Source organism: Oceanicella actignis (assembly GCF_008124525.1).
Taxonomy (GTDB): Bacteria; Pseudomonadota; Alphaproteobacteria; order Rhodobacterales; family Rhodobacteraceae; genus Oceanicella; species Oceanicella actignis.
Map to the genome: position 1 here is coordinate 85,971 of NZ_VNHJ01000004.1, position 26,303 is coordinate 112,273.

Here is a 26,303-nt window from a genome sequence, read left to right on the forward strand (position 1 = left end):
CGCCATGCTAGGCCCGCGCGCCGCGCGCCGCCATCAGACTTTGTGCGCGTGGCGGCGCGCGGCGCGCAAGCCCTCGCGCGCGGCGCGCCCGCCGGCTTGGCCACGCCGTCGCCCGAGCCGCCCGCCTTCGGCGCGCACGGGGCTGCTCGGCGGGCGGCGCGGGCAAGGTTCGGGCGCGCGCCATCCGCGTCGCGCGCTCGAAGCGGGTCGCCGCAAGCGACGCAAAGGGCCGCGCCCGGTGCGGCAAGCGCCGCACGGCCCCAGGCGGGGTGCGGCAAGCGCCGCCAAGGGGCCACGCGCCCGCAAGCGCCCCCTTGCGCCGCCCGATGAGCCGATGTGCCCCGAAATCCGCCCGGCGCGCGGTCAGCGGCCGCCCGCGCCCTCAAGCGCGCGGCGCAGAAGGGCGTCGAAGGCGGCCTGATCCTCGGGAACCAGCGCGACGGGAAGCGGCATGGCCATGCCGCGAAAGGCGGGCGGCAGGCGCACGGCGTCCTTCTCGGTGGTGACCAGCTGCGCGTCGGCCTGCGCGGCCTCGGCCTGCAGGCGGCGCAGGATGCGCGGCGCGTAGGGCGCGTGGTCGGGAAAGGCGTGCGCGCCGACCAGCTCGGCGCCGAGCGCGCGCAGCGTGTCGAAGAACTTCTCGGGCCGGCCGATCCCCGCGAAGGCGACCACGCGCCGCCCGCGCCAGTCGATGCCTATGGGACGGGCGCGCAGCTCGGCGTTCAGGATGGGCCGCGCGCGCAGAACGGGCCATCGCGCGGGGGCGGCGGCGCGCGCCTCGGGCGGGCCGATCAGCAGCACGGCGTCGGCGCGGGCCATGCCCTCGGCCGGACGCTCGCGCAAGGGGCCGGCGGGAATGGGGCGCCCGTTGCCAAGGCCGGTCTCGGCGTCCACCGCCAGGATGGACAGGTCCTTGACCAGGGCCGGGTTCTGGAAGCCGTCGTCCAGAACCAGCGCCTCGGCCCCCGCGGCGACGGCCGCGCGCGCCCCCGCCGCCCGGTCGCGCGCCACCCACACCGGCGCGAAGGCGGCCAGCAGCAGGGCCTCGTCGCCGGTCAGCGCCGCGTCGTCGCGCGCCAGGTCCACCAGATGCGGGCCGCGCGCCGTTCCGCCATGGCCGCGCGTGACGACATGGGCGCGCACGCCCATCTCGGCCAGCCGCTCGAGCGCGTGGATCGCGGCGGGGGTCTTGCCCGCGCCGCCCGCCGTCAGATTGCCCAGGCAGATCACGGGAACCGGCGCGCGCCAGCCCTGCCCGCGCGCCAGCCGCGCCCGCGTGGCCGCCGCGTAGGCCGCGCCAAGCGGGGCCAGCAGCCGCGCGGCAAGGCCCGGCGCCTGGGGCGGGCGGAACCAGAACCGGGGCGCGCGCATCATGTCCCGCCCCTTTCCGCCTGGGGCGACGCCGGCGCGGGCAGCAGCGGCGTCAGCAGCGCCGCGGTGCGCGCCACGGCCCGCGCGCCGCCGTCAAGCGCCGCGCGCGCGGCGCGCGTCAGCGCCAGCCGGCGGTCGGGGTCGCGCAGCAGCGCCGCCGCCTCGCGCCCCAGCGCCTCGGCGTCGTCCACGCGCACGGCGCCGCCCGCGACCCGGAGCGCCTCGTATTCGGCGCGGAAATTCCCGACATGCGGCCCGTGCAGGATGGCCACGTCCAGCGCGGCCGGCTCGTGCGGGTTGTGGCCGCCCACCGGCGCCAGCGAGCCGCCGACGAAGGCGACCGGCGCGACCCGCAACCAGGCGCCCATCTCGCCCAGCGTGTCGAGCAGGTGCACGTCGCCCGTCGGCGCCTCGCCCAGCGCGCGGCGCGTGACCGTCAGCCCCTGGGCGCGCAGCTCATCGACGATCTCCTGCGCGCGCGCGGGATGGCGCGGCGCCATCAGCGTCAACAGCCCCGGAACCCGCGCCGCGGCGACGCGATGCGCCGCGCCGACCATCGCCTCTTCGCCCGGATGGGTCGAGGCCGCCAGCCACAGCGGCCGCCCCAGCGCCGCCAGCGCCGCCCGCGCCTCGGGCAGATCGGGCGGGGGCGGCGCTCCGGCCTTGAGCGAGCCCGTCGCCTGCACCTCGCGCGCCCCAAGGGCCGCAAGGCGCGCGGCTACGTCCTCGTCCTGGGCCGCCACGACGGCGAAGCGGCCGAGCAGCGCGCGCGCCATGCCCGGGGCCAGCCGCCGCCAGCGCGCGGCCGAGCGCGCCGACATCCGCCCTCCGGCCAGCGCCAGGGGCGCGCCCGACGCGGCGGCCTCGACGATCAGCGCCGGCCACAGCTCGCTTTCAAGCCACACGCACAGATCGGGCCGCCAATGGGCCACGAAGCGCCGCGCCGCGGGCCGCGCGTCGAGCGGCGCGTACTGGTGCAGCGCCCGCGGGCCCAGGCGCACGGCCATCAGCTCGGCCGAGGCGCGCGTGCCCGTGGTGACGAGAAAACGCAGATCGCCGCGCGCCGCGCCCAGCGCCTCGATCAGCGGCAGGGCGGACAGCGACTCGCCCACGCTGGCGGCATGGATCCAGACCAGGGGCCCGTCGGGGCGCGGGCGCGAGGCATGGCCCAGCCGCTCGGCCAGCCGCGCGGGGTCTTCCTTGCCCCGCGCCGCGCGCCGCGCCAGCAGCAACCGCGCCGGCCCCTCGGCCAGCCGCGCCGCGCCGAGGTAAAGCGCAAGCGCGGGGCTGAAGGGCGCGCGCGCGCTCATGCGTCGGAATCCGGCGCGGCGGCGCGCGCGGGTCCGGCCCGACCGGCGAGCGGGGCCGGGTCGTCACGGTCGATGCCGGCGCGCGCCTGCCCCAGCGGCGGCCCGGGTTCGAGCGGCGCGCGCCCGACCAGCGCGTCGGCGCGGCGCACCGCCTCGATCATCGCGCGTTCGACCTGCAGGCGGTGCGCCTCGATGGCGGCGGGCTCGGCGCCGTCGGGCGGCGGGATGACGGGACCGTAGACCTTGGCGCCGCGCGCGAAGGGCAAGGGAATCATGAAGCGGTCCCAGCTGCCCAGCACCAGCGCCGGGCGCGCCGAATAGGCGCACACCGCCACCGGCGCGCCCGTGCGCGCGGCCAGCACCGACAGCCCGGCCTTGGGCCGCAGGCGCGGGCCGCGCGGCCCGTCGGGGGTCAGGACCATCAGCAGGTCCTCCTCGGCCGCCAACATCGCGCCGGCCTCGGCCAGCGCCTTGCGTCCGCCGCGATCCTTGTGCACCTTGCGCGGATCGAAGCTCGAGCCGCGCACCGCCTCGACCCCGAAGCGGCGCACCACGGCGGCGATGATCTCGCCGTCGCGGTTGGCCGAGATCATCGCCGCCACGCGCAGCCCCGGCGTCTTTTCCGCCGGCGCCATCAAGAGCCGCCCATGCGGCGCCGCCAGAAGCCACCTGCCCCGCCCCGAGCGCAGCGCGGCGCGCACGCTTTCGCCCTCGACGCGCCAGCGCACCGTGCGGTCGAGCGCGCGGATCAGCCACGCGCCCAGCCGCGCCGCCAGCTCGCGCGCGAAGGCGTTGCGCCTTATGGCCCGCAGGGGCGCGGCCATCGGGCTCAGCCGAGCTCTTCGGTGGGGCTGGCCTCGGTCTCTTCGTCGCGCAGGCGGTGAAGATGGGCGATGAAATAGCGCGTGTGCGCGTCGTCGACGGTGCGCTGGGCGGCCTCCTTCCAGGCGTCGTAGGCCGCGGCGTAGTTGGGGAAGATGCCGACCACGTCGATCTTGCTCACATCCTTGAACCTGGTGCTCTGCGGATCGACAAGCTCGCCGCCGAAGACGAGGTGCAGTCTCTGGGTCATGTCCGGCTCCGATCGTTCAGGCGCCCATGGCGCGTTCTGCGCGCAGCCCTAGACCGGCGGGGCGGCGCGCGTCAATCCGCGCGCCGCAGCCGCGCCATGATCTGCGGATGCAGCGCCGGAGCGGCGGCGATCATTCCGGGCAGGCGCGCGCGCGGCCCGTTGTAGCGCGTGGGCGCGCCGCGCGCGTCGGTCACCACCGCGCCCGCCTCGGCGGCGATCAGCTCGCCCGCCGCCACGTCCCACTCCCACGCGTCGCGCAGGGTGATCATGGCGTCAAAGCGGCCGCTGCCCACCAGGCACAGCCGATAGGCCAGCGACGAGCGAAAATGCCGGCGCACCGGCGGCGGGCCGCCCGGCCACAGCTCGGGCGCCAGCTGCGCCGCGCCGGTCAGCGCCGCCGCGCCCTCGAGCGTCTCGCGCCCGCCATGGGTCAGGCGCGCGCCGTTCAGCGTCGATCCGGCGCCGGCGCGCGCGGCGAACATGCGCTCCTTGGCCGGCAGGAACACGACCCCGACCTGGGGGCGCCCGCCCTCGACCACCGCCAGCGAATGGGCGAAGGTCGGCTGTCCGGCGATGAAGGCGCGCGTGCCGTCGATGGGATCGACGACGAAGACCCGCTCGGCGTCAAGGCGCGCGGGGTCGTCCTCGGTTTCTTCGCTCAGCCACCCGTAATCGGGGCGCGCGGCGCGCAGCTCGGCGCGCAGCATGCGGTCGATCTCGAGATCGGCCTCCGAGACCGGCCCCTGCCCGCCGCCCTTGTCCCAGCTGTCGAGCGCGCCGCCAAAGCGCCGCATGGCCAGGCGCCCGGCCTCGCGCGCGGCGTCCTCGAGAAGGCGCAGATCGGCCGCGCGCCAGTCCTGCGCCGGCGGCGCGGGCGCGTCGCCGCCCCGCGGGCCGGGCGCGGGGCGCTCAGCTTCCGGCAAGGGTCAGCCCCTCGACCAGCAGGCTGGGCACGACGAAGGCGCGGTGCTCGTCCGCGTCGTCGGCCGCGCGCAGCGTGCGCAGCATCTGCGGCAGCGAACCGGCCAGGGTCATCTCGCCGACCGGATGGACGATGCGCCCGTCCTCGACCCAGAACCCCCAGGCGCCGCGGCTGTAATCGCCCGTGGTCGGGTTGATCGAGGCGCCCATGAGCCCGGTCACCAGCACGCCCCGGTCAAGCTCGCGCAGAAGGGAGTCGAAGCTGACCGCCGGCGCGCGCAGGCGCAGGTTGCCGACGCCGGGATGCGGGGGCGAGCCCGCGCCGCGCTGGGCGTTGCCGGTGGGGGCCATGCCCAGCTGGCGCGCGCTGGCCAGGTCCAGCGTCCAGCCCTGCAGGACGCCGCCGCGCACGATGGCGCGCTCGGCGGTGGGCAGACCCTCGGCGTCGAAGGGGCGCGAGGCGGGGCCGCGCTTGCGCCGGGGCTCTTCGATCAGGTCGAAGCCCTCGGGCAGCACCGCCTCGCCCAGACGATCGCGGAGCCAGCTGGCGCCGCGCGCCACGGCCGCGCCGTTGGCCGCCGCGGTCAGGTGGCCGATCAGCGTCGCCGCCACGCGCCGCTCGAACACCGCGCGCACGGGCCCCGAGGGCGGCTTGCGCGCGCCCAGACGCGCCACGGCGCGCGCGCCGGCAAGGCGGCCGATCTCGGCCGGGTCGGGCAGCGCGTCGCGCCGGCGGCGGCTTTCGGCGGCGTGGTCGCGCTCCATGCCCAGCCCCTCGCCGGCGATGGCCGAGACATGGATCGACGAGGTGGTGCGCGCATAGCCGCCCTCGAAACCGTTGGTCGCGGCCAGGTGGAACACGCTGCGCCCCCAGGCGGCGCCCGCGCCCTCGACCTGGCTCACGCCCTTGACCGAGAGCGCGCCCGCCTCGGCGGCGCGGGCCAGCTCCTCGAGCTCGGCCGGCGCGGGGGGCGGCGCGGGGTCCTCGAGCTCGAGCGCCGAGGCGTCCACGTCGCGCGCCAGCTGCTCGGGCGCGGCCAGACCGCACCAGGGGTCTTCGGGCGCGACGCGCGCCATGGCCACCGCGCGCTCGGCCAGCGCGCGCAGCGTGCGCGCCGACGCGTCCGAGGCCGAGACGCAGGCCTGGCGCCCGTTCAGGATGACGCGCAGCCCCACATCCACCCCCTCGGCGCTTTCGGCGTGCTCGAGCGCGCCGCCGCGCACATCCGCCGACAGGCTGACCCCGGCCGCCACCACGGCGTCGGCCTCGGCCGCGCCGGCGCGGCGCGCCTCGTCCAGAAGCGCGCGCGCGACGGCGGCGGGGTCGATCGCTCGGTCGAAATCCGTCATGGCCCGCCTCACATCGCCGCCAGCGCGTGCCCCGCGACGCCCAGCGCGCCCAGGACCAGAACCGCCAGGCTCAGCGTCGCGCCCACGCTGCGCTGCCAGGCCGGAGCGTCGGCGGCCATGAAGTGCATGGCGTGCAGCAGACGCCCGAGCGTCAGCGTCGCGCCGAACAGGTGCAGCACCCAGAGCGGCGCGCCCAGCATGGCCATCATCAGCAGAAGGATCAGGCACATGGGCGTGAACTCGATGAAATTGGCCTGCCCGCGCATGGCCCGCGCCAGGATCGCGTGGCCGCCATCGCCGAAATACACGCCAAGGCGCACGCGCAGCCGCACGATGGCGATGACCATCCATGCCAGGATCAGGCCGTTGAGCCCGGCATAAAGGGCGACGGCCGCGACGGGGGTGGGGTCGGTCATGGTGCTCTCCGCTCGATGGGGAACCGCGCCGCGGGGGCGCGGGGATTCGGCCCGCTCCACCCTAGCGGCGCGGGCGGGCGCGTCAAATGGGCCGCGCGACCGGCCGAGGGCCCCGCATGACCCGCGCGGCAACCGCTCGGGGGGCAGGTCCGGCATCGTCGCCCATGCCCGGTCCGGGCCGGGCCGGCCCCTCAGATCCAGCCCGCCAGCTCGCGCCGCACGATCTGCTCGAGCGCGTCGATATGCGCCGGGTCGTCGTTCAGGCAGGGGATGTAGTCGAACGACTCGCCGCCGGCTTCGAGGAACGCCTCGCGGATCTCCTCGTTGATCTCCTCGAGCGTCTCGACGCAATCGGCGGCGAAGGCCGGCGCGATGACCGCGATGCGCCGCTTGCCCGCCCGCGCCAGGCGCGCCACCTCTTCGACCGTGTAGGGCTGAAGCCATTCCTCCGAGCCGAAGCGCGACTGGAAGGCGGTGACCACCTCGTCGGGCGCGAAGCCGAGCCGCTCGCGCAACAGGCGCGAGGTCTTGACGCACTGGCAGTGATAGGGGTCGCCCTTCTCGGTCAGGTAGCGCTTGGGCAGGCCGTGATACGAGGCCACCAGCACGTCCGGACGCCGTTCCATAGCCGCGTAGGCGCGCTCGACCGAGGCGGCCAGCGCGTCGATATAGGCCGGGTGGTCGAAATAGGCCGGCGCGGTGCGCGCGGCCGGCTGGCGGTCAAGCTCGGCCAGCGCGGCGAAGAAGGCGTCGTTGGCCGTGGCCGTGGTCGCGCCGGCGTATTGCGGATAGAGCGGCACGAACAGGATGCGCTCGCACCCTGCCTCGGCCATGGCGCGCACGCGCTCGCGCGTCGAGGGGTTGCCGTAGCGCATGCAGAAATCGACCGCCACGCGCTCGCCCAGATCGCGGGTCAGCCGCTCGGCCAGCGCCTCGGTCTGGGCGCGGGTGACGGTCAGCAGCGGGCTTTCGTCGCGCTCGACGTTCCAGATGCTGCGATAGGCCGCGCCCGAGGTGAAGGGCCGCTTGGTCAGGATCACCAGCTGCAGCAGCGGCTGCCAGAACCAGCGCGGATAGTCGATGACGCGCCGGTCCGAGAGGAACTCGTTCAGATAGCGCCGCATGGACCAGTAGTCGGTGGCGTCGGGGGTGCCGAGATTGGCCAGCATGACCCCGATGCGCGCGCGCGGCACGGGCGGGTGATCGGCGGGCGCGTGGGCCAGGCGCCCCTGTCCGGGGCGGTCGAGGATCGGGCTGGCGTCGGGCATACGGGTCTCCGTCTGAATTGGCATGCATGATCGCGCGAACGCGCCGCGGGCTGGCGCTTAGTTAGCCCGCGGCGCGCCGCGATCAAAGGCCGATGCCGGCGGGCGGGCCGGATGCCGCAGGCGCGGGGGGGGGGCGCCGTTCGGCCGGGGCCGGGCGCGAAGGGATGCGGCGCGGCGCCGGCGCGGCGCAGGGGCGGCTCGGGCGGCGCAGGCCCCGGGGCGGGCGCGCCGCAGCGACGCGGGCGGACGTGGCCTGCCGCCTGCCGCCTTGCGTCCGCGTCGCCGCCGACCGGGCGGATGCGCCGTCAGCTTCGGCCGCCCTGGCCGCCATCCTTGTCGCCGGGGCCGTCGGTCGACGGCGGCGCGGCGGGCGCGGGCGGCGCCTTCTCGCCGGCCGGCAGCTCGGGCACGCCCAGCGCGTCGGCGAGCCGCGCCGTGGCCGAACCGGGGCGCCTTGGCTTCGGCTGGCCCGGTCCGGGCGCCCAGCCGGTCAGGGTGATGATCTCGAAGGTGGCGCGCACGCGCCCGCCGGGGGCGGGAAAGTGACGCGCATAGATCTCGCACGCCCGCGCCAGCGTCGCGCGGCGCAGGAAGCGGCGCCGGCGCGCGGTCATCACGTTGGTCTCGCCCATGGCGCGCAGCTCGCGCATCAGGGCCAGCGGATCGGCATAGGTGGCCTGAATGCGGTCGCCGTCGGCCACGGGCATGGCGAAGCCCGCGCGCTGCAGCAGCCCGCCAAGGTCGCGGATCTCGGCCATGGGGGCGACGCGCGGGCTCAGCCCGCCCTCCTCCGCGGCCTCGGCCTCGGCCAGCGCGGCGCGCAGCTCGTGCAGCGTCGCCCCGCCCAGAAGGCAGGCGATCATCAGCCCGTCGGGGCGCAGCGCGCGGCGCATCTGGATCAGCGCCCCCACGGGGTCGTTCGCCCAGTGCAGCGTCAGCCCGCACACCGCCAGATCATAGGCCCCTTCGGGCAGGTCCAGCGTCTCGTCCGCGCGCAGCGGGACCTCGTCGATGCGCCCGACCGAGGGCGCGGCCTCGAGCGCGCGCCGCCACGCCGGCGCGCCGGGCCAGACCAGCGCCGCGCGGGGAAACGCGCGGGCGATGGGAATCAGGCGCTCGGCCGCGCCGGCGGCGGCCTCGGCGTGCAGAAAGTCGGCCGCGCCGGGCGCGCCGACGCGCGCGCGCCGCGCCATCAGCAGCGCGCGGTCGAACAGAAGCGGGGGTTCGTGGGTCATGCGCCGCCCTCCTTCGCGCCCTTGCCTGCGCCCGCGTCGCGGCGCACATCGCGCGCGACAGCGGCGCGCGACGAGGGTATAGTGCCCCCGGGCGGCGAGGGGAAGGAGAGCGCATGACGTCGACGGCTCCATCCATCATCGCCGCGCGCGCGGCGGCCCCGGACCCGCTTGCGCAACCGGCCGCCCGCCCGCCCCGCTCCGCCGCGGCGGCGCCATCGCGCGCCCCCCATCGCCCGCACCGGGACGAACGCCCCCCGACGCCGCTGCGCCGCGCCGCGCGCTGGCTGACCGAGGCGCTGTTCCCGCCGCTGTGCATCAACTGCCACGCCGAGGTCGAGACCCCGCACGGCCTGTGCCCCGCCTGCTGGCGCGAGACGACCTTCGTCGCCGAGCCCGTATGCGACCGCTGCGGCGCGCCGACGCTGGGGCACGAGGACGCCGACATCTGCGACGCCTGCCTGCACCAGGCCCCCAGCTTCGCGCGCGCGCGCGCCGCGCTGGTCTATGAGGGGATCGGCCGGCGCCTGACGCTGGCGCTCAAGCATGGCGACCGGCTGGACGTGGCGCGGCCGGCGGCGCTGTGGATGCGGCGCATCGGCCGCCCGCTGATCGACTCGGCCGATCTGATCGCGCCGACGCCGCTGCACTGGCGGCGGCTTTTCGCCCGCCGCGCCAACCAGGCGGCGACGCTGGCGCGCGAGGTGGCGCGGCTGGCCGATCGCAAGGACGACCTCGTTCCCGACCTGCTCGAGCGGGTGCGCGCCACGCCCAGCCAGAAGGGCCTGAGCCGCGACGAGCGCCGCGCCAACCTCGCGGGCGCGATCCGCGTGCGCCCGGCCTTGCGCGCGCGCGTGGCCGGCCGGCGGGTGCTGGTGGTGGACGACGTGATCACGACCGGCGCCACCCTTTCGGCCTGCGCCGACGCGCTGCGCGAAGCGGGCGCGGCCGAGGTCTTCGCCCTGGCGCTGGCCCGCGCCGTGCCCGAGCCCTTCGCCGAGGACGACGCTCCCTGAAGGCGCCGGGCCGCGGCTGCGGGACGTCGGGGGGACGTCGGGGGGGACGTCGGGCGCGCTTCGCGGAGCGGGCGGCCCGCGAATCGCCGCCTCGGGCGATCGCCCGGCGTTGCGCCCGCGCCGGGGCGGCATATATTGCCTCAGGGCTGCGCGCGCGGCGGGTTCGCGCATGGCCGGGCGAAAGGACGAGAAGCGTGAACAAGGTCGAGATCTACGCCACCCCCATCTGCGGTTATTGCGCGCGCGCCAAGGCGCTGCTTTCGCGCAAGGGCGTGCCCTTCGTCGAATACGACGTGATGCGCGAGCCCGGCCTTCGCGCCGAGATGATCCAGCGCTCGGGCGGCCGGCGCACCGTGCCGCAGATCTTCATCGACGGGCGCCATGTGGGCGGGTGCGACGATCTTTACGCGCTCGAGCGCGCGGGCAAGCTCGACGCGCTGCTGAGCGCGGCCTGAGCCGATGCCCCCCGCGCCCCTGCGCATGGCCCCGCCCCCGCGGCCGCTGCGCGCGGCGCTGGTTCAGATGACCTCGTCCGACGATCCGGCCGAGAACCTCGACGCGGCGCGCGCGCTCATCCGCCGCGCCGCCGCCGAGGGCGCGCAGATGGCGCTGACGCCCGAAGCCTCGAACCTGATCACCTTCTCGCGCGCCTTGCAGCGGCGCGTGCTGCGCCCCGAGGCCGAGGACCCCTTCGTCGCCGGAATGCGCGAGCTGGCGGCCGAGCTGGGCATCTGGATCCTGGTCGGCTCGGCCCTGCTGCGCGCCGAGGACGCGCCCGACATGTTCGTCAACCGCGCGCTGATGATCGACGCGGCGGGCGAGCTGCGCGCGCGCTACGACAAGATCCACATGTTCGACGCCGAGCCCGGCGGCGAAGACGGCGCGCGCTATCGCGAATCGGCCGCGTTCCGGCCCGGCGCGCGCGCCGTCGCCGCCGACACCCCCTGGGGGCGCATGGGGCTGACCATCTGCTACGACGTCCGCTTTCCCGCCCTGCACCGCGCGCTGGCCGAGGCCGGGGCGTGGGTTCTGACCTCGCCCGCCGCCTTCACCGTGCCCACGGGCCGCGCGCATTGGCATGTGCTCTTGCGCGCGCGCGCCATCGAGACCGGATGCTTCGTCCTGGCCCCGGCCCAGACCGGAACCCACCCCGCGCGCGAGGGTCGCGCGCGCGCGACCTATGGCCATTCGCTGGCCGTGAGCCCGTGGGGCGAGGTGCTGGCCGACGCCGGCGCGGCGCCGGGCATGATTCTGGCGGATCTGGACCCGCGCGCCTGCGACGAGGCGCGCGCGCGCGTGCCCGCGCTGGCCAATGCGCGCCCCTTCGCGCCGCCCGAGGGCTGAGTCAGGCCGTCGGCTTGACCGAGGCGGTGACGTAGTTCACCGACAGATCGCGCGCCGAGATCGACCACGACCAGCGCAGCGGATCGAACACGAATCCCTTCCGATCGACCAGCCGCAGCCCCGCGCGCGCCAGATGCGCGGCCAGCTCGTCGGGCGTGATGAAGCGCGACCACTCATGCGTGCCGCGCGGCAGCCAGCGCATGACATGCTCGGCGCCGATGATGGCGAACAGGAAGCTCTTGGGATTGCGGTTGATGGTCGAGCAGATCATCACCCCGCCGGGCCGCAGCAGCGTCGCGCAGGCGTCCAGATAGGCCTGCGGATCGGGCACATGCTCGACCACCTCCATGTTGAGGATGGCGTCGAAGCGCTCGCCCGCCTCGGCCAGGGCCTCGGCCGTGGTGTGGCGGTAGTCGATCTCGAGCCCCATGCGCCGGGCGTGCAGGCGCGCGACGGGGATGTTGCGCTCGGCCGCGTCGGCGCCCACCACCTGCGCGCCCAGCCGGGCCATCGGCTCGGACAGGAGCCCGCCGCCGCAGCCGATGTCGAGAATGCGCAACCCCTCGAAGGGACGTGGGGCGTCGGGATCGCGCCCGTGCTGGGCCGCGATCTGCGCCACGGCATAGTCGAGCCGGCAGGGGTTGAGCATGTGCAGCGGCTTGAACTTGCCGTTGGGGTCCCACCATTCGGCCGCCATGGCCTCGAATTTCGCCACCTCGGCCGGATCCACGGTGTTGACGGTCATGCGGTTGCCTCTGGACATGTTGGATGCGCAGCCTATGACATAATCCCACGATGCGAGAAAGCGACAACGACCCGCGCGCCCGGCGCCCCCTTCATCCGCCCATCGAACCCTTCCGCACCATGCGGCTGCAGGTTCCCGGAGGGCATGACCTGTATGTCGAGGAATGCGGCGCCCCGCTGGGCGAGCCCGTGGTGGTGCTGCATGGCGGCCCGGGCGGCGGGTGCAGCCCGGCCATGCGCAGCTTCTTCGACCCGCGCCGCTGGCGCGCGGTGCTGTTCGATCAGCGCGGCTGCGGGCGCTCGCGCCCCCATGCCAGCCTCGAGGCGAACACGACCTGGGACCTGGTCGCCGACATCGAGCGCATCCGCGAGGCGCTGGGCATCGAGCGCTGGACGGTGTTCGGCGGCAGCTGGGGCGCGACGCTGGCGCTGCTCTACGCCCAGGCCCACCCCGAGCGCGTGGCCGCGCTGGTGCTGCGCGGCGTGTTCCTGATGACGCGGCGCGAGCTCGACTGGTTCTATGGCGGCGGCGCGGGGCTGTTCCGCCCCGAGGCGTGGTCGCGCTTCGTCGAGGCCATACCCGAGGACGAGCGCGGCGACCTGATCGCGGCCTATTACCGCCGCCTGACCGATCCCGACACGGACGTCCAGACGGCCCATGCGCGCCTGTGGGCCGGCTGGGAGGCCGCCTGCGCCACCCTGCGCGGGGGCGGCGGCGCGCCCGACGGCGCCTATGCGCGCGCCTTCAGCCGCATCGAGGCGCACTACTTCGCGCATGGCGGCTGGCTGGAGGAGGACGGCCAGATCCTGCGCGACGCGGGGCGGCTGCGGGGCATTCCGGGCCATATCGTGCAGGGGCGCTACGACCTGATCTGCCCGCCGGTCTCGGCCTGGGCGCTGAACCGCGCCTGGCCCGAGTCGCGGCTGCACATGGTCCCCGACGCCGGCCATGCCCTGTCCGAGCCGGGCATCGCGGGGATGCTGGTGCGCATCATGGACGAGCTCGAAACCCGCTGAGCGCGCCGCGGCGCGGCCCCGCCGGGGCCGCGCGGGGCTCAGGCGTCGATCACGTTCGCCTCGGGCCCGTAGGGAAAGCGGGTGATGTTCTCGGCCCCCGTCTCGGTCACGATCAGGATGTCATGCTCGCGATAGCCGCCGGCGCCGGGCCGGCCCTCGGGGATCGTCAGCATCGGCTCCATCGACACGACCATGCCGGGCGCAAGAACGGTGTCCACGTCCTCGCGCAGCTCCAGCCCCGCCTCGCGCCCGTAGTAGTGCGAGAGCACGCCGAAGGAATGCCCGTAGCCGAACGAGCGCCATTGCAACAGCCCGCGCTCGGCGAAGAAGTCGTTGATCCGCGCGCAGATCTCGGAACAGACCGCGCCGGGGCGGATCAGGCTCAGCCCCAGCTCGTGCGCGCCCACATTGGCCTCCCAGATCTTCAGCGAGGCCGCGTCCGGCGCCCCCAGGAACAGCGTGCGCTCGAGCGCGGTGTAGTAGCCGTTGATCATCGGAAAGGCGTTGAGGCTGAGGATGTCGCCCCGCCGCAGCGCCCGCGTCGTGACCGGGTTGTGCGCGCCGTCGGTGTTGAGCCCGGACTGGAACCACACCCAGGTGTCGCGCAGCTCGGACTCGGGGAAGGCGCGGGCGATCTCCAGCTCCATCGCGTCGCGCCCGGCCATGGCCACGTCGATCTCGCGCGCGCCCTCGCGGATCGCGCCGCGCATCGCCTCGCCGCCCAGATCGGCGATGCGCGCGCCCTCGCGGATCAGGGCGATCTCGGCCGGCGACTTGACCATGCGCTGGCGCATGGCGTCGGGGGCGATGTCGGCCGTCTCGGGCGCGCCCAGGAACTCGGCCAGCTTGGCCGACTGCTGCAGCGTCAGGTGATCGCCCTCGATCCCGATCCGCCCGCCCGCGGGGACCAGCGCGCGCACGGCGCGCCAGAAATTGTCGCGCTTCCAGTCGGTGTAGACGAGATTGTCGCAGGCCGAGCGCCGCCAGGGCTGGCCGCCGTCGATGTTGGCCGAAACGGTCGTCGCCGCCTCCTGCGTCACCACGCAGGCATAGGGCCGGCCGAACGCGCAGTAGAGAAAGCCCGAGTAATAGGCCACGCAATGCATCGAGGTCAGCACCGCCGCGTCGATCCCCCGCCGCGCCATGATCGCGCGCAGCCCCGCCAGCCGCGCCGCGTATTCCTCGGGCGCGAAGGGCAAGGGGGCCTTGGGGCCGTTGCGGAAGGTGAAGAATTCGGGCCGCTCGTCGGCTTTGGTTTCGGTCATGTTCCGATCTCCCGCATCTGCCGGGCGACCGGCGCCCGGCGAAAGGCATCCGGGCGTTCAGGACGAAGACGAGCAGGGGCCGCGCCCCCCGGCGACGCCATCGCCGTGCGCTCGGCCCGCATTTTGGCGCCGCGCCACCCGCCCCGGCCGCCCGCGCGCGACGCCGAGCGGCGCAAAGGCGACGCCGGGTCAGACGGCGCGCGCCGCCCGCTCGAGCGCTTCCTTCAGGCAAGGCGCAAGGGGCCGCGCGCGATCGCCGCGACAAAGGCGCTGCTTGCGGCCCAGACGATCGGCCAGCCCCTCTTGCCTGAGGATTTTCACAAGCGACTTCCAAAGCGCCGTCTTGAGCGTCTTTCCCTTGATGGTCGCGCGAGCGTGCCTGCCAAGTTCGTCGTATCGCGCGCCCGCAGCCACGCGGTCGCCCGAAGGGATCGACTTCACCGCCGCGCGATAGGCGTCCTCGAACTCATTCCGGCTTTCGTTCTCGTCGAGGGCGGCGATCGCATCGCCCAGGGCGCGTTTGGCCAGCGCCAAGGGAATGTCCAGCGCGCGCGCGATGTGCTCGGGGTCGTGAAAGCAATCCTCGATGTCGGAGCCGGGGGTGACCCAGAGGTCCTCCTCGCGCCATTCCTTCTTCTCCCGCAAACTCGCCACGTCGGCTTTGGACATGAAGTCCCGGTCCCTGTGCACCAGCGTCCCGATCTTGTGCCGTTCGCGGAACTTCGCCAGCTTGCGACCATCCGGCAGCCCGCCGGCGCCGAAGCAGGGCCAGATGGCCACGCGGCGCGACCATTCGGGCCATTGCTCGAGCAGCGCCTGCAGCATCGCCGCGTTCTCGTCCTCGGTGAAAAGGATCACGTCCTTGTCGAGCGCGCCCCAACCCATCCGCTCGGCCACTGACGCGCCCGTGTCGCGCACCTTGCCGTCCTCCATCCAGACGACCCTCGTGTCAGGGCCCGCCGCGCGCACCATGCGCGGCGCATGGGTTGTCAGGATGATCTGCGTTTGGGGAAACCCCTCGGCCGCTTCCTCGAGCGCGCGCATCAGGCGCTCTTGCGCCGAGGGGTGCAAATGCGCGTCGGGCTCGTCGATCAGCAGCAGCGTCGGCTTGAAGTGGAGCAAATAGCGAAGATCTGCGTGACCTGCAAAAGGCCCGTCCCGGCCATCTCCAGCGGCCGACGTTGGGACGTATTGTTGCCGCCCGAGACGATGAGCATGTCCGGCGTCAGGAACCACGCCTCGACGACCGCGTCGCGGCGGCGATCGAACTTCACCCAGAACGTCACCCCGGGAATGACCTTGCCAACCCATTCGGCAAGGTCGCCGGGCTCCTGTTCCTTGGCGCCCGTGTCGCCCTTGTCCCCGGCCGCCAGCTTGAGCAAGAGCTGGCGAAGGACCGAGCCGCCTTCGCCCGAGGCGGCCTTGCGCCGCAGGATCGGCTCCGCAAGAATCGTCTCTTGCTCGGCCAGCCCGGCAAGGCCCGGAATGTAGGCCGTGGCCGGTTGCTCGGCGGTGAGCGCGTCGGCCAAGGGCCCGTCCGCGGGCGCGCTGAAGCCCGCCTCGTTGCTGACGGCGCTCACCTCGATCGTCGTCCTTTGGCCGTTCGCATCCTCGAACGCCACGACGACCGGCTTCTTGGGGTTTCCACGGCGCGCTTTCGCCTGCAGGCGCTGGCGATGGGCAAGGGCGTGAAATTCGCGCGACGGGACATAGTCCATTTGCTCCAGCGTCACCCGGCCCGGCTTGGCGCCGCTCGCCAACCAGGCGCACCGGGTCGCCCAATGCACCGCCTTGAGCACCGAAGACTTGCCCGAACCGTTCGCGCCAACCAGCACCGTGACCCGGCCAAGCTCGATCCGGACCGGCCCCTCGAGGCGCTGGAAATTCGCGATCTCAATCGCCTTGATCATTTCGGCCACCGCCCAAAAACGCTAAACGACCGTCATGCTGCAGGAAAAAGACGTCGAGACAACCCAGGCCCTCGTCATCGGCGGCGGACCCGCCGGGCTCATGGCGGCCGAGGCGATCGCCGCCGCCGGGCTGCGCGTGATCGTGGCCGAGGCCAAGCCCTCATTCGGGCGCAAGCTGCTGATGGCCGGCAAGTCCGGGCTCAACCTGACCAAGGCCGAGCCGCCCGAGCGCTTTCGCGCCGCCTTCGGCCCGATGCCCGAGGCGCTGGCCCGGGCGCTCGACGCCTTCGGCCCGAACGAGGTGCGCGAATGGGCGCGCGGACTGGGGGTCGAGACCTTCGTCGGCTCGTCCGGGCGCGTGTTCCCGCGCGAGATGAAGGCCTCGCCGCTGCTGCGGGCTTGGCTGCGGCGCCTGGCGGGGGCGGGGGCGGATCTGCGCGCGCGCTGGCGCTGGACCGGCTTCGCGCCCGACGGGACGGCGCTGTTCGACGCCCCCGAGGGGCCGCGCGCCATCCGCGCGGCGCAAACGGTGATGGCGCTGGGCGGCGCCAGCTGGCCGCGCCTGGGATCGGACGGCGCGTGGACCGCGCCGCTTGGCGCGCTGGGGCTGGAGATCGCGCCGCTCAAGCCGGCCAACATGGGCTTCGACGCGCCCTGGTCCGAAACCATGCGCGCGCGTTTCGCCGGCGCGCCGGTCAAGGGCGCGGCGCTGCAACTGGACGCGCTGCGCGTGCGCGGCGAATTCGTCGTCACCCGCCACGGCATCGAGGGCGGCGCCGTCTACGCCCTGTCGGCGGCGCTGCGCGAGGCGCTGGCGCGCGGGCCGGCGGCGTTGACGCTGGATCTGGTCCCCGACCGGAACGAGGCCGATCTGGCGCGGGCGCTGGCGCGCGCGCCGCACGGCGAGTCGCTGGCCAACCGGCTGCGCAAGCGCGCGCGGCTCGACCCCGTGCGCGCCGCCCTGGCGCGCGAGCTGGCGCCGCGCCGGGCGCGGACCGATCCGGCCGCGCTGGCCGCGGCGCTCAAGCGCCTGCCCCTGCCCGTCACCGCGCCGCGCCCGATCGAAGAGGCGATCTCGACCGCCGGCGGGCTGCGCTTCGACGCGCTGGACCGGGACCTTGCGGCGCGCGCCCTGCCCCGCCTTCGCTTCGCGGGCGAGATGCTGGACTGGGAGGCGCCGACGGGCGGCTATCTGCTGACCGCCTGCCTGGCCACGGGGCGCGCCGCGGGGCTGGCGGCGGCGCGCGCGATGCGCGCGGGCGGCTGAGATCAGCCCCAGAGCAGATGCAGCGCGACCTCGCGCCGGTGCGGCCGGTCGCGATGCTCCCACAGATAGATCGCCTGCCAGGTTCCCAGCGCCAGCCTGCCGCCGATCAGCGGCACGGCGACGTTCACGCCCGACAGGACCGCGCGCAGATGGGCGGGCATGTCGTCGGGCCCCTCCATGGCATGACGATAGCCCGCGCCGCGCGGCGCCAGGCGCGCGAAGGCGTCCTCAAGATCGCGGCGCACGTCGGGATCGGCGTTCTCCTGCACCGTCAGCGAGGCCGAGCTGTGGCGGCAGAACAGCGTCAGCAGCCCGTCGGCGCCGCGCGCGCGCTCTTCGGCCCAGGTGCGCGCCTCGGGGGTGATGTCGAACAGACCGGGGCCCGGCGTGCGCCGGACGATCATTCCTGTCGCCTGCCTCATTGCGAAATGCTATTCCGTTTTTTCAACCAAACGCGAGGCCCGAATGGAATCCGACATGGAATTCGACCCCAACCTTCCCTGGCGCACCATACACGGACACGGCTTCAACGCCCATGTCGGCCCCGTTTCCTTCGCCCGCGTCTCGGACTCGGAGTGGCGATTCTTTCTCGACATCGAGGCGCACCACATCAACATCGGCGGCGTCTGCCATGGCGGCGTGTCGCTGACGCTGGCCGACATCGGCATGGGCTCGGGCGCCTATGCGGCGGGCGGCAACCGCCCCTGCACCACCATCCAGATGGACGCGCATTTCATCGCCGCGGCCAAGAAGGGGCAGCGCCTTCTGGGCGCCGCGCGGCTGGTGCGCGCCACGCATGAGCTGGCGTTCATGGAGTGCGAGCTTTACGCCGGCGGCCGTCAGACGCTGCGCGCCTCGGGCGTGTGGAAATACCTGTCGCCGCGCAAGGGCTGAGCGCCGCTCAGCCGCGCAGGTCGGCGATCAGCCGGTCCACGTCGCCGCCGCGCTTCTCGAGCATGGCGGCCAGCTCCTGCCGCTGGGTCTGGAGCATGGACACCCCTTCGACCACCATGTCCACCACCTTGAGCCCATCGCCGCCGCGATCCGAGACCAGGAACTCGACCTGCGAGCCGTCGCCCGCGGGGCGCAGGATGCGGCCGACGACCAGCACGCCCTTCTTGCCGAAATCGCGCGCGTCGACGATCTCGATCCGCTCGCCCTTGTAGTCGGCCATGATGTTCGCATAGAGGCGCGACACGTAGTCGAGGAAGGCTTCGCGGAAGGCGGCGCGCTGGGCGTCGCTCATCTCGCGCCAGGGGCGGCCGGCGACGAAGCGGGCGATGGCCTCGACGTCGGCGACCTCGGTCAGGATGCGGCGGAACTCGGCGGCCTGCTCGGCCGGCGGGCGGCCCGAATCGACCAGCGCCTGGATGCGCCCGACGACATCGGCGACGAAGCCGCGCGCCGCGCCGACGTCGAGCGCCGCCGCCGGCCGCGCCAGCAGGAGCGCGCCCGACAGGGCCAGGAAACCGCGGCGGCCGATCTTGATCATCTCGAAAACCTCGTTCTTTCGTCGCGCATGCGCGCCGGTCACTGGCCGTAGATGTCGGGCAGCGACTCGGCCGAGGCGCCGCCTTCGATCTGGCGGCGGCGGCGCTGCAGATAGGCGCTGCGGACGGCGATGTAGCTGTCCTCGGATTCGTAGAGCGCCTGGTCGATGGCGGCCATGGCGCCGGCGCGCCCATGCACCGCCGCGACCGGCGCGCGCAGATAGCCGTAATCGCCCGCCAGCGTGCCCGAGGCGGCGTAGGTCAGCGGGTTGAGCAGCACGTCGCCCACCAGGCCGACGGCGTCGCGCGCGGTGCTCGGGCCCAGAAGCGGCAGCTCCAGATAGGGGCCTTCCTCGACGCCCATGCGCGCCAGGGTGACGCCGAAATCGGTCGGCTCGCTGGGCAGGCCCATCTCGGTCGCGGGGTCGAGCACGCCAAGGCCCATGATCAGGTTCACCGTCAGCCGCCCCGCCGCCGTCAGCGCCGCGTCGACGTCGCCCTGCAGCACGCGGTTGAAGAAGCGCCCCGGCAGCGCCAGCGTGTCCAGCGCGTTGCCCACCAGGTGCTTGACCAGCGCCGGCGCGGCGACGTCGTAGACCACGGCCGCGGGCCGCAGCGCCACCGTGTCCACGCCCTTGTTGAAGCCGTGGACCGCGCGGTTCGCGCCCTCATACGGGTCCGCGGCGAAGGCGTCGGGGGCGTTCGATGCGGCGCAGCCCGACAGCGCAAGGGCGGAGGCGACGAGAACGGATCTGAAAAGCGGCTTCACGGCAAAACATCCCTTCGCTTCTGCGGCCGGCGGTCCCGACCGATTAGAGCAAGCGCCTGCCCGGCGCAATCGGCCCCGCCGCGCGCGCGGCCATCCCGCCCCCCGATGTTGCGCCGGCGCCGCGCAATCGCCTCGCAGCCGTGGCGCGGGGCTGGTATGACTGGACGCAGCGGCGCGATCCGCCGCGCCCCGACTCGCCCTGCCGACTCGCCCTGCCGACTCGCCCCGCCGGGCGCCCAGGGCCTCAGGATCGGCGCATGATCGAAACGCGCGGTTAACGCCGCGCCGGCATACGAGGTTCCATGACCGCCAAGCCAAGCCCGGGACGGGACGAGCTGCGCACGGCGCTGGCCGAGGGCCGGCGGCTGTTCCTTTCGGTCGCCCTGTTCAGCGTCTTCGTCAACCTTCTGATGCTGACCGGTCCCATCTTCATGCTCCAGGTCTACGACCGGGTGCTGGCCAGCCGTTCGGAGGCGACGCTGCTGGCGCTGGTGGCGATCATGAGCTTCCTGTTCCTGATGATGGGCGTTCTGGACCATGCGCGCGCGCGGGTGCTGGCGCGGGCAGGGGCGCGCTTTCAGGCGCGGCTGGACCGGCGGGTGTTCGACGCGATCCTGCGCCGCGCCGTCTCGCCGGCCGAGCGCGCGCGCCCGGCCACGGGGCTGCGCGACCTCGAGGCGGTGCAGAAGCTGCTGTCGGGTCCGGCGCCCTTCGCCATTTTCGACATGCCCTGGACGCCGGTGTTCCTGCTGGCGATCTTCTCGTTCCACTGGATGCTGGGCGCGCTGGCGCTGACGGGCGGGGCGCTGCTGGTCACGCTGACCTGGCTGAACCAGCGCCTGTCGCGCGAGCTGCAGCAGCGCGCCGCCATGGCCGGCGCCGAGGCCGAGGCGCTAACCGAGGCGGCCCGGCGCGACGGCGAGACGGTGCTGGGTCTGGGCATGCGGCGCGCGATCCTCGACCGCTGGGCGCAGGTGCGCGGGCTGGCGCTGGAAAGCGCGATCGCGGCCTCGGACCGCACGGGCTGGTTCTCGACCGCGTCGAAGACGCTGCGCTTCTTCCTGCAGTCGCTGATGCTGGGGCTGGGCGCCTATCTGGCGATCCGCGGCGACGTGTCGCCCGGCATGATGATCGCCGCCTCGATCCTGATGGGGCGCGCGCTGGCGCCCATCGAGCAGGCGATCGGGCAGTGGCCGCTGCTGCAGCGGGCGGTGCAGGGCTGGCGCTCGCTGTCCGAGCTGCTCGACCGCAGCCCGCCCGAGCCGCCGCGCACGCGCCTGCCCGATCCGCGCTCGATCCTCGAGGCGCAGCACCTGACGGTTCTTGCGCCGGGCGAAAGCCAGGCGACCATCCGCATGATCTCGTTCCGCATCGAGCCGGGTCAGGCGATGGGCGTGATCGGCCCCTCGGCCTCGGGCAAGTCCACGCTGGCCAAGGCCATCGCGGGGGTGTGGAAGCCAGCCTCGGGGACGGTGCGGCTCGACGGGGCGGCGCTCGATCAGTATTCGGACGAGGATCTGGCGCGCCATGTGGGGTATCTGCCGCAGGAGGTGGCGCTGTTCGACGGCACGGTGGCCGAGAACATCGCCCGCATGTCCGACCGGCCCGACGACGCCAAGGTGGTCGAGGCGGCCAAGCGCGCCGGCGCGCACGAGATGATCCTGAACCTGCCCCAGGGCTACGACACCCAGGTCAGCGCCGGCGGCGCGCGGCTGTCGGGCGGCCAGCGCCAGCGCATCGCGCTGGCGCGCGCGCTTTACGGCGACCCGGCGGTGCTGATCCTGGACGAGCCGAACTCGAATCTCGACGCCGAGGGGTCCGAGGCGCTCAACCGCGCCATCGTCGAGGCCAAGGCGCGCGGCAAGGCGGTGATCGTCATGGCGCATCGCCCCGCGGCCATCCAGCATTGCGACCTGATCCTGATGATGGAGAACGGCGTGCGCCGCGCCTTCGGCCCGCGCGACGAGGTGCTGCGCCAGCATGTTCTCAATCACGCGCAGGTCGTCCCCGGCGCCGCGGCGGCCCGCCCGCCCGCGGCCGCCGCGCCCGGTTCGGCCCCGGCATCGGCCCCGGCGTCGGCCCCGGCATCGGCGGCGGCATCGGCGCGGGGCGCGGCGCCGGGTTCGGCCCCCGCCTCCGCCCCGGCGGGCGCAACTTTGCCCTCGGCGGCGCCCGCGAGCCGGCCCGTCTCTGCGCCCGGCTCCGCCGCCGGCCGCGCCCCGCGCCCGCCATCTGATCCCGCGTCCGATCCCGCGTCCGATCCCGGGCTCGGCGGCCCGGCGGCCAAGGCCTGGCCCGGCGCGAAGGGAGAACGCCCATGACCGCCCAGGCCGCCCGCGGGCGCGCCCGCCCCGCCGAACCCGCGACCCGCAAGCCCGCCCCCGCGCCCGACGACGATCCCGCCCGCCGCTTTCCCGCCCGGCGCGCCGTGCTGACGGGGCTCGTCGGGCTGGCGCTTCTGGTCGGGGGCTTCGGCTCGTGGGCGGCGCTGAGCAACATCGCCGGCGCGGTCGTCGCGCCGGGCCGGGTCGTGGTCGAGACGCGCCAGCAGGTCGTCCAGCACCTGGACGGCGGCATCGTCAAGGAGATCCTCGTGCAGGAGGGCGACCGGGTCGAGGCGGGGCAGCCGCTCCTGCGCTTCGACGACACGCTCATGCGCAACGAGAAGGCCGCGCTCGAAGGCCAGTATTGGGAGCTTCTGGCCCGCCGCGCGCGCCTGCAGGCCGAGCGCGACGACGCCGAAGAGATCTCGTTCGATCCCGAGCTGCTCGAAGCGGCCGCCGTCAACCCCAAGGCGCGCGCCATCGTCGAGGGCCAGCGCCAGCTGTTCGAGGCGCGCCGCCGAACCCTGCGCGAGAAGATCAAGCAGCTGCGCGAGCGCCGCGCCCAGATCGACGAGCAGATCGCCGGCGCCCAGGCCCAGGCCGACGCCCTGCGCCGGCAGCTGGCGCTGGTCGAGCAGGAGCTCGAGGGCCAGCGCAAGCTGTATGAGCAGGGCCTTGCGCAGCTGGGCCGCCTGCTGGCGCTGCAGCGCGAAGAGGCGCGGCTGCAGGGCCAGGTCGGCGAACTGGCCGCCGCCATCGCCGAGGCGCGCGGACGCGCCGCCGAGATCGAGATCCAGATCCTCGAGCTCGAGGCGCAGCGGCGCGAGGACGCCATCGCCCAGGCCCGCGACATCCAGTATCAGGCCAACCAGCTGCGCGAGCGGCTGGCCTCGCTGAACGAGCGGCTCGAGCGGATGGAGGTGCGCGCGCCCATCGGCGGCGTCATCCACTCGATGGCCGTGCACGCGGTGCGCGCGGTGGTGCGCCCGGGCGACCCGATCCTTTACATTGTGCCCACCGATGCGCGGCTGCTGATCGAGGCGCAGGTGAACCCGGCCGACGTGGACCAGATCCACCCCGGCCAGCCGGCCACGCTGCGCTTTCCGGCCTTTTCCTCGCGCACCACGCCGCAGATCGAGGGGCATGTGCTGCGCGTCTCGCCCGACGCCTTCGTCGATCAGGCGACGGGGCGCTCGTGGTATGTGGTCACGCTGCAGATGGACGAGGGCGAGGAGGCCAAGCTCGGCGGGCTGAAGCTGGTTCCCGGAATGCCCGCCGAAGCCTATATAAAGACGACGGAAAGATCGCCGCTGAGCTATCTGACCAAACCGCTGACCGACTATTTCGCCCGCGCCCTGCGCGAGGGCTGAAGGCGCAACGAGAGAGAGAGGAGAGGCCATGACCGGACGCATCGAGGCGCGGCTCGCCGAACTGGGGATCGAACTGCCGGCCGCCCCCGCCCCCGCGGCCAATTACGTGCCCTGGGTGCGCAGCGGCGATCTGGTCTTCGTCTCGGGCCAGATCGCCAAGGAGGGCGACCGCCTGATCCTGGGCAAGCTGGGCGCGAACATGGAGATCGACGCGGGCATGCGCGCCGCGCGGGCCTGCGCGCTGAACCTTCTGGCGCAGCTCAAGACCGCCTGCGGCGGCGATCTCGACCGCGTGACGCGCGTGGTCAAGCTGACCGGCTACGTCAACGCCGCCCCCGATTTCGAGAACCACCCGATCGTCATGAACGGCGCCTCGGACCTGATGGCCGAGGTCTTCGGCCCCGAGATCGGCGCGCATGCCCGCGCCGCGGTGGGCGTGCCCTCGCTGCCGCTGGGCGTGGCGGTCGAGGTCGAGGGAGTGTTCGAGATCCGATGACCCGCCTTCATCCCGACTTCCTGGGCGTGCCCATCGCCCATCGCGGGCTGCATGACCTGAACGACCCCGCGCGCGCGCCCGAGAACTCGCGCGCCGCCGCCCGCGCCGCCTGCGCGGCAGGCTACGGCGTCGAGACCGACGTGCAGATCTCGTCCGACGGCGAGGCGATGGTGTTCCACGACGACTGCCTCGACCGCCTCGTTCCCGGCCATGCAGGGCCGGTGCGCGCGCGCAGCGCGGCCGAGCTGGGGCGCATGACCCTGATGGGCGGGACGGAAACCATTCCCACCCTGGCCGAGCTGATGGAGCTGGTCGACACCCCGCTGCTCATCGAGATCAAGCGCCAGCACATCGACGTCGGCGTCGGCCCGCTCGAGCGCCGCGTGGCCGAGCTCTTGCCGCGCGCGCGCGGGCCGGTGGCGGTGATGTCCTTCGATCCGCGCGTCGTGGCGTGGTTTCGCGACAACGCGCCGCAATGGGCGCGGGGCATCGTCTCGTATGGCTATGGCGACGCCGAGGCGCTGGCCTCGCTGAGCGAGGACGAGCGCGGACGGCTGTCGCGGCTCGAGGATTTCGACGCGCTCGGGCCCGATTTCGTCTCGTTCGGCGCGCGCGACTTCCCCTCGCCCGCCTGCGCGGCGCTGCGCGCGCGGGGCGTGCCGGTGCTGTGCTGGACCACCCGCTCGCAAGAAGAGGACGACCGCGCGCGTCAGCACGCCGACAACGTCACCTTCGAGGGCTACGCGGCCCGGCGCCCCGCCCCCGCCGCGCGGCCAGGCGCCTGAGGGCGGCGCGCCCATGAACGCGCCGGGCGAGGGCTTCGTCGCAACGCTTCTCGAGGGCGTCGGCGCCCTGCCCGCCCGCGAATGGGACGCCTGCGCCGAGGCGGCGGCGGGCGGCCGGCCGGCCGATCCCTTCGTCACGCACCGCTTTCTCAAGGCGCTCGAGGACAGCGGCTCGGTCGGGCCAGGCACGGGCTGGACGCCCGCCCATCTGACCCTGCGCCCGGCCGGGCGGGACGATGCGCCGCCGCTGGCCGTGATGCCGCTTTACGTCAAGTCGCACAGCTTCGGCGAATATGTGTTCGATCATGCCTGGGCAGACGCCTATGAGCGCGCGGGCGGGCGCTATTACCCCAAGCTGCAATCGGCCGTGCCCTTCACCCCGGTCGGCGGGCGGCGGCTGCTGACCGGCGCGCACGCCCCGCCCGAGGCGGCGCCCGCCCTGCTGCGCGCGGCGGCGCGCGTCGCCGAGCGCGCGGGGCTGTCCTCGCTGCACGTCACCTTCTGCACCGAGGACGAGGCGCGCCTGGCCGAGGGGCTGGGCATGTTGCCGCGCATGGGCGAGCAGTTCCACTGGTTCAACCGCGGCTATGGCGGCTTCGACGACTTTCTGGCCGCCCTGTCCTCGCGCAAGCGCAAGCAGATCCGGCGCGAGCGGCGCGAGGGCGCCGAGGGCCTGCGCATCCGCCGCCTGACGGGCGAGGACATCCGCCCCGAGCACTGGGACGCCTTCTGGCGCTTCTACCAGGACACGGGCGCGCGCAAATGGGGCCGGCCCTATCTGACGCGCGCCTTCTTCGAAGAGGCGCACGCGCATCTGCGCGACGACATCCTGCTGATTCTGGCCGAGCGCGAGGGGCGCCCGATCGCGGGGGCGCTCAACTTCATCGGCCGCGAGGCGCTGTTCGGCCGCTGGTGGGGCTGCCTCGAGCGCCGCCCCTTCCTGCATTTCGAACTGTGCTATCATCAGGCCGTCGAGGCGGCGATCGAGATGGGCCTGTCGCGCGTCGAGGCCGGCGCCCAGGGCGAGCACAAGCTGGCGCGCGGCTACGAGCCCCGGCCCACCTGGTCGGCCCACTGGGTCGCCGATCCGGGCTTTCGCGCCGCGCTCGACGACTACCTGGCCGCCGAGCGCGCGGCGGTGGCGCGCGAAATCGCCTGGGCGGGGGCGCGCGCCCCTTACCGCAAGGACGCCCCCGGCGCCGAATCGCAGGAGGACCGCGATGACAGCTCCGCTTGACGACGACGCGCGCGCCGCGGCGCTGCCCGAGCTGGGCCGCGCGGGCTGGCGCGCGGTTCCGGGCCGCGACGCCATCCGCAAGATCTGGGAGTTCAAGAGCTTCGTCGAGGCGTGGGGCTTCATGACCCGCGCGGCGCTGTGGGCCGAGAAGCTGAACCACCATCCCGAATGGACGAATGTCTACAACGTCGTGGACGTGACGCTCTCGACCCATGACTGCGGCGGGCTGAGCGAGCTGGACCTGCGCCTGGCGCGGCGCATGGACGCGCTGGCCGGCCCCGACGCGCGCGTGCATGTGGACCACTCGGAGCCGGTCGAGGATCTGTGCT

At 74.2% G+C, this 26,303-nt stretch carries 27 protein-coding genes and 1 pseudogene; 12 read left to right on the top strand and 16 right to left on the bottom strand.

The genetic code is table 11. The features are described from left to right. Nucleotides 1-363: 363 nt before the first annotated feature. The 9 genes from lpxK to LY05_RS07520 all read right to left on the bottom strand — a co-directional run bounded on the left by lpxK (nt 364) and on the right by LY05_RS07520 (nt 8,943). Nucleotides 364-1,371 carry a tetraacyldisaccharide 4'-kinase gene (gene lpxK, locus LY05_RS07480; protein WP_148922813.1) on the bottom strand — a complete coding sequence of 336 codons (1,008 nt, stop codon included), beginning with the start codon at nt 1,369-1,371 and terminating at the stop codon, nt 364-366. Continuing rightward, nucleotides 1,371-2,681, bottom strand: coding sequence for a 3-deoxy-D-manno-octulosonic acid transferase (locus LY05_RS07485; protein ID WP_148922699.1), 1,311 nt, complete (start codon nt 2,679-2,681; stop codon nt 1,371-1,373). The genes lpxK and LY05_RS07485 overlap by 1 nt, the downstream gene beginning before the upstream one ends. Further along, nucleotides 2,678-3,505: a lysophospholipid acyltransferase family protein gene (locus LY05_RS07490; RefSeq protein ID WP_148922700.1), complete on the bottom strand. Its 828-nt coding sequence runs from the start codon at nt 3,503-3,505 to the stop codon at nt 2,678-2,680. The genes LY05_RS07485 and LY05_RS07490 overlap by 4 nt, the downstream gene beginning before the upstream one ends. A 5-nt stretch (nt 3,506-3,510) precedes the next feature. Further along, entirely contained in the window at nt 3,511-3,753 is a 243-nt protein-coding gene (locus tag LY05_RS07495; RefSeq protein WP_072745671.1) for a DUF4170 domain-containing protein, read from the bottom strand. Nucleotides 3,754-3,824: 71 nt separating this feature from the next. Beyond that, the gene (locus tag LY05_RS07500; protein WP_249041887.1) at nt 3,825-4,676 is read right to left on the bottom strand and encodes an inositol monophosphatase family protein; all 852 of its coding nucleotides are present in this window, start codon (nt 4,674-4,676) and stop codon (nt 3,825-3,827) included. After that, nucleotides 4,663-6,024: a TldD/PmbA family protein gene (locus tag LY05_RS07505; RefSeq protein ID WP_148922701.1), complete on the bottom strand. Its 1,362-nt coding sequence runs from the start codon at nt 6,022-6,024 to the stop codon at nt 4,663-4,665. Before LY05_RS07505 ends, LY05_RS07500 begins: the two co-directional genes overlap by 14 nt. Nucleotides 6,025-6,032: 8 nt before the next feature. Beyond that, nucleotides 6,033-6,440, bottom strand: a complete 408-nt coding sequence (locus tag LY05_RS07510) for an MAPEG family protein (protein WP_148922702.1) — start codon at nt 6,438-6,440, stop codon at nt 6,033-6,035. Between the two features lie 191 nt (nt 6,441-6,631). After that, nucleotides 6,632-7,708, bottom strand: a complete 1,077-nt coding sequence (gene hemH, locus LY05_RS07515; RefSeq protein WP_249041888.1) for a ferrochelatase — start codon at nt 7,706-7,708, stop codon at nt 6,632-6,634. 305 nt (nt 7,709-8,013) lie between these two features. Further along, the gene (locus LY05_RS07520) at nt 8,014-8,943 is read right to left on the bottom strand and encodes a class I SAM-dependent methyltransferase (protein ID WP_148922704.1); all 930 of its coding nucleotides are present in this window, start codon (nt 8,941-8,943) and stop codon (nt 8,014-8,016) included. Between the two features lie 113 nt (nt 8,944-9,056). On the opposite strand from LY05_RS07520, the gene LY05_RS07525 reads away from it, so the two are divergent. The 3 genes from LY05_RS07525 (at nt 9,057) to LY05_RS07535 (ending at nt 11,300) form a co-directional block, all read left to right on the top strand. Continuing rightward, nucleotides 9,057-9,956 carry a ComF family protein gene (locus LY05_RS07525; RefSeq protein WP_148922705.1) on the top strand — a complete coding sequence of 300 codons (900 nt, stop codon included), beginning with the start codon at nt 9,057-9,059 and terminating at the stop codon, nt 9,954-9,956. A 194-nt stretch (nt 9,957-10,150) separates the two neighbouring features. Then, entirely contained in the window at nt 10,151-10,411 is a 261-nt protein-coding gene (gene grxC / locus LY05_RS07530) for a glutaredoxin 3 (RefSeq protein ID WP_148922706.1), read from the top strand. A 4-nt stretch (nt 10,412-10,415) separates the two neighbouring features. Next, nucleotides 10,416-11,300: a carbon-nitrogen hydrolase family protein gene (locus tag LY05_RS07535; protein WP_249041889.1), complete on the top strand. Its 885-nt coding sequence runs from the start codon at nt 10,416-10,418 to the stop codon at nt 11,298-11,300. A 1-nt stretch (nt 11,301) separates the two neighbouring features. Here the strand turns inward: LY05_RS07535 and ubiG are convergent, their stop codons facing one another. Next, the gene (gene ubiG, locus LY05_RS07540; protein ID WP_249041890.1) at nt 11,302-12,063 is read right to left on the bottom strand and encodes a bifunctional 2-polyprenyl-6-hydroxyphenol methylase/3-demethylubiquinol 3-O-methyltransferase UbiG; all 762 of its coding nucleotides are present in this window, start codon (nt 12,061-12,063) and stop codon (nt 11,302-11,304) included. Between the two features lie 32 nt (nt 12,064-12,095). Here ubiG and pip point away from each other — a divergent pair, with 32 nt between their 5' ends. Further along, nucleotides 12,096-13,061: a prolyl aminopeptidase gene (gene pip / locus LY05_RS07545; protein ID WP_148922707.1), complete on the top strand. Its 966-nt coding sequence runs from the start codon at nt 12,096-12,098 to the stop codon at nt 13,059-13,061. Nucleotides 13,062-13,099: 38 nt separating this feature from the next. Here the strand turns inward: pip and LY05_RS07550 are convergent, their stop codons facing one another. The 3 genes from LY05_RS07550 to LY05_RS07560 form a co-directional block, all read right to left on the bottom strand. After that, complete coding sequence (locus LY05_RS07550) at nt 13,100-14,326, bottom strand: aminopeptidase P family protein (protein WP_148922708.1); 1,227 nt, start codon at nt 14,324-14,326, stop codon at nt 13,100-13,102. Nucleotides 14,327-14,515: 189 nt separating this feature from the next. Beyond that, a complete protein-coding gene (locus LY05_RS07555) occupies nt 14,516-15,448 on the bottom strand; it encodes an ATP-dependent nuclease (RefSeq protein WP_170258884.1) in 933 nt (310 codons plus the stop codon). Then, complete coding sequence (locus LY05_RS07560; protein WP_148922710.1) at nt 15,418-16,236, bottom strand: AAA family ATPase; 819 nt, start codon at nt 16,234-16,236, stop codon at nt 15,418-15,420. Before LY05_RS07560 ends, LY05_RS07555 begins: the two co-directional genes overlap by 31 nt. A 34-nt stretch (nt 16,237-16,270) precedes the next feature. Here LY05_RS07560 and LY05_RS07565 point away from each other — a divergent pair, with 34 nt between their 5' ends. Beyond that, complete coding sequence (locus LY05_RS07565; protein ID WP_148922711.1) at nt 16,271-17,503, top strand: TIGR03862 family flavoprotein; 1,233 nt, start codon at nt 16,271-16,273, stop codon at nt 17,501-17,503. 2 nt (nt 17,504-17,505) lie between these two features. Here the strand turns inward: LY05_RS07565 and LY05_RS07570 are convergent, their stop codons facing one another. Further along, nucleotides 17,506-17,925: a secondary thiamine-phosphate synthase enzyme YjbQ gene (locus LY05_RS07570; RefSeq protein ID WP_148922712.1), complete on the bottom strand. Its 420-nt coding sequence runs from the start codon at nt 17,923-17,925 to the stop codon at nt 17,506-17,508. Between the two features lie 55 nt (nt 17,926-17,980). Here LY05_RS07570 and LY05_RS07575 point away from each other — a divergent pair, with 55 nt between their 5' ends. Further along, complete coding sequence (locus LY05_RS07575) at nt 17,981-18,397, top strand: PaaI family thioesterase (protein ID WP_170258886.1); 417 nt, start codon at nt 17,981-17,983, stop codon at nt 18,395-18,397. Nucleotides 18,398-18,404: 7 nt separating this feature from the next. Here LY05_RS07575 and LY05_RS07580 read toward each other — a convergent pair whose 3' ends face one another. Then, complete coding sequence (locus LY05_RS07580; protein WP_148922714.1) at nt 18,405-18,995, bottom strand: MlaC/ttg2D family ABC transporter substrate-binding protein; 591 nt, start codon at nt 18,993-18,995, stop codon at nt 18,405-18,407. 38 nt (nt 18,996-19,033) lie between these two features. Then, the gene (locus LY05_RS07585) at nt 19,034-19,762 is read right to left on the bottom strand and encodes an MlaA family lipoprotein (RefSeq protein ID WP_170258888.1); all 729 of its coding nucleotides are present in this window, start codon (nt 19,760-19,762) and stop codon (nt 19,034-19,036) included. A gap of 302 nt (nt 19,763-20,064) precedes the next feature. On the opposite strand from LY05_RS07585, the gene LY05_RS07590 reads away from it, so the two are divergent. The 6 genes and pseudogenes from LY05_RS07590 to LY05_RS07615 form a co-directional block, all read left to right on the top strand. Continuing rightward, nucleotides 20,065-22,083, top strand: coding sequence for a type I secretion system permease/ATPase (locus LY05_RS07590; RefSeq protein ID WP_211356297.1), 2,019 nt, complete (start codon nt 20,065-20,067; stop codon nt 22,081-22,083). Further along, nucleotides 22,080-23,456, top strand: coding sequence for an HlyD family type I secretion periplasmic adaptor subunit (locus LY05_RS07595; protein WP_148922716.1), 1,377 nt, complete (start codon nt 22,080-22,082; stop codon nt 23,454-23,456). The genes LY05_RS07590 and LY05_RS07595 overlap by 4 nt, the downstream gene beginning before the upstream one ends. Before the next feature lie 28 nt (nt 23,457-23,484). After that, nucleotides 23,485-23,952, top strand: coding sequence for a RidA family protein (locus LY05_RS07600; RefSeq protein WP_072745655.1), 468 nt, complete (start codon nt 23,485-23,487; stop codon nt 23,950-23,952). Next, a complete protein-coding gene (locus LY05_RS07605) occupies nt 23,949-24,737 on the top strand; it encodes a glycerophosphodiester phosphodiesterase family protein (protein ID WP_148922717.1) in 789 nt (262 codons plus the stop codon). The genes LY05_RS07600 and LY05_RS07605 overlap by 4 nt, the downstream gene beginning before the upstream one ends. Before the next feature lie 13 nt (nt 24,738-24,750). Continuing rightward, nucleotides 24,751-25,974, top strand: a complete 1,224-nt coding sequence (locus LY05_RS07610; protein WP_148922718.1) for a GNAT family N-acetyltransferase — start codon at nt 24,751-24,753, stop codon at nt 25,972-25,974. Then, nucleotides 25,958-26,248 (top strand): annotated as a pseudogene (locus tag LY05_RS07615) (4a-hydroxytetrahydrobiopterin dehydratase); the annotation flags it as partial. The gene LY05_RS07610 and the pseudogene LY05_RS07615, both read left to right, overlap by 17 nt. Between the last annotated feature and the right edge of the window lie 55 nt (nt 26,249-26,303).

Bases quoted from the DNA above. Each gene is read 5' to 3' on its own strand.
- LY05_RS07590 (WP_211356297.1), top strand. From the start codon at position 20,065: ATGACCGCCAAGCCAAGCCCGGGACGGGACGAGCTGCGCACGGCGCTG.
- pip (WP_148922707.1), top strand. From the start codon at position 12,096: ATGCGAGAAAGCGACAACGACCCGCGCGCCCGGCGCCCCCTTCATCCG.
- lpxK (WP_148922813.1), bottom strand. From the start codon at position 1,371: ATGCGCGCGCCCCGGTTCTGGTTCCGCCCGCCCCAGGCGCCGGGCCTT.
- LY05_RS07525 (WP_148922705.1), top strand. From the start codon at position 9,057: ATGACGTCGACGGCTCCATCCATCATCGCCGCGCGCGCGGCGGCCCCG.
- LY05_RS07575 (WP_170258886.1), top strand. From the start codon at position 17,981: ATGGAATTCGACCCCAACCTTCCCTGGCGCACCATACACGGACACGGC.
- LY05_RS07550 (WP_148922708.1), bottom strand. From the start codon at position 14,326: ATGACCGAAACCAAAGCCGACGAGCGGCCCGAATTCTTCACCTTCCGC.
- LY05_RS07580 (WP_148922714.1), bottom strand. From the start codon at position 18,995: ATGATCAAGATCGGCCGCCGCGGTTTCCTGGCCCTGTCGGGCGCGCTC.
- LY05_RS07535 (WP_249041889.1), top strand. From the start codon at position 10,416: ATGCCCCCCGCGCCCCTGCGCATGGCCCCGCCCCCGCGGCCGCTGCGC.
- LY05_RS07505 (WP_148922701.1), bottom strand. From the start codon at position 6,024: ATGACGGATTTCGACCGAGCGATCGACCCCGCCGCCGTCGCGCGCGCG.
- LY05_RS07495 (WP_072745671.1), bottom strand. From the start codon at position 3,753: ATGACCCAGAGACTGCACCTCGTCTTCGGCGGCGAGCTTGTCGATCCG.
- hemH (WP_249041888.1), bottom strand. From the start codon at position 7,708: ATGCCCGACGCCAGCCCGATCCTCGACCGCCCCGGACAGGGGCGCCTG.
- LY05_RS07600 (WP_072745655.1), top strand. From the start codon at position 23,485: ATGACCGGACGCATCGAGGCGCGGCTCGCCGAACTGGGGATCGAACTG.
- LY05_RS07510 (WP_148922702.1), bottom strand. From the start codon at position 6,440: ATGACCGACCCCACCCCCGTCGCGGCCGTCGCCCTTTATGCCGGGCTC.
- LY05_RS07560 (WP_148922710.1), bottom strand. From the start codon at position 16,236: ATGATCAAGGCGATTGAGATCGCGAATTTCCAGCGCCTCGAGGGGCCG.
- LY05_RS07490 (WP_148922700.1), bottom strand. From the start codon at position 3,505: ATGGCCGCGCCCCTGCGGGCCATAAGGCGCAACGCCTTCGCGCGCGAG.
- LY05_RS07565 (WP_148922711.1), top strand. From the start codon at position 16,271: ATGCTGCAGGAAAAAGACGTCGAGACAACCCAGGCCCTCGTCATCGGC.
- LY05_RS07595 (WP_148922716.1), top strand. From the start codon at position 22,080: ATGACCGCCCAGGCCGCCCGCGGGCGCGCCCGCCCCGCCGAACCCGCG.
- LY05_RS07610 (WP_148922718.1), top strand. From the start codon at position 24,751: ATGAACGCGCCGGGCGAGGGCTTCGTCGCAACGCTTCTCGAGGGCGTC.
- LY05_RS07520 (WP_148922704.1), bottom strand. From the start codon at position 8,943: ATGACCCACGAACCCCCGCTTCTGTTCGACCGCGCGCTGCTGATGGCG.
- LY05_RS07605 (WP_148922717.1), top strand. From the start codon at position 23,949: ATGACCCGCCTTCATCCCGACTTCCTGGGCGTGCCCATCGCCCATCGC.
- ubiG (WP_249041890.1), bottom strand. From the start codon at position 12,063: ATGTCCAGAGGCAACCGCATGACCGTCAACACCGTGGATCCGGCCGAG.
- LY05_RS07485 (WP_148922699.1), bottom strand. From the start codon at position 2,681: ATGAGCGCGCGCGCGCCCTTCAGCCCCGCGCTTGCGCTTTACCTCGGC.
- LY05_RS07570 (WP_148922712.1), bottom strand. From the start codon at position 17,925: ATGAGGCAGGCGACAGGAATGATCGTCCGGCGCACGCCGGGCCCCGGT.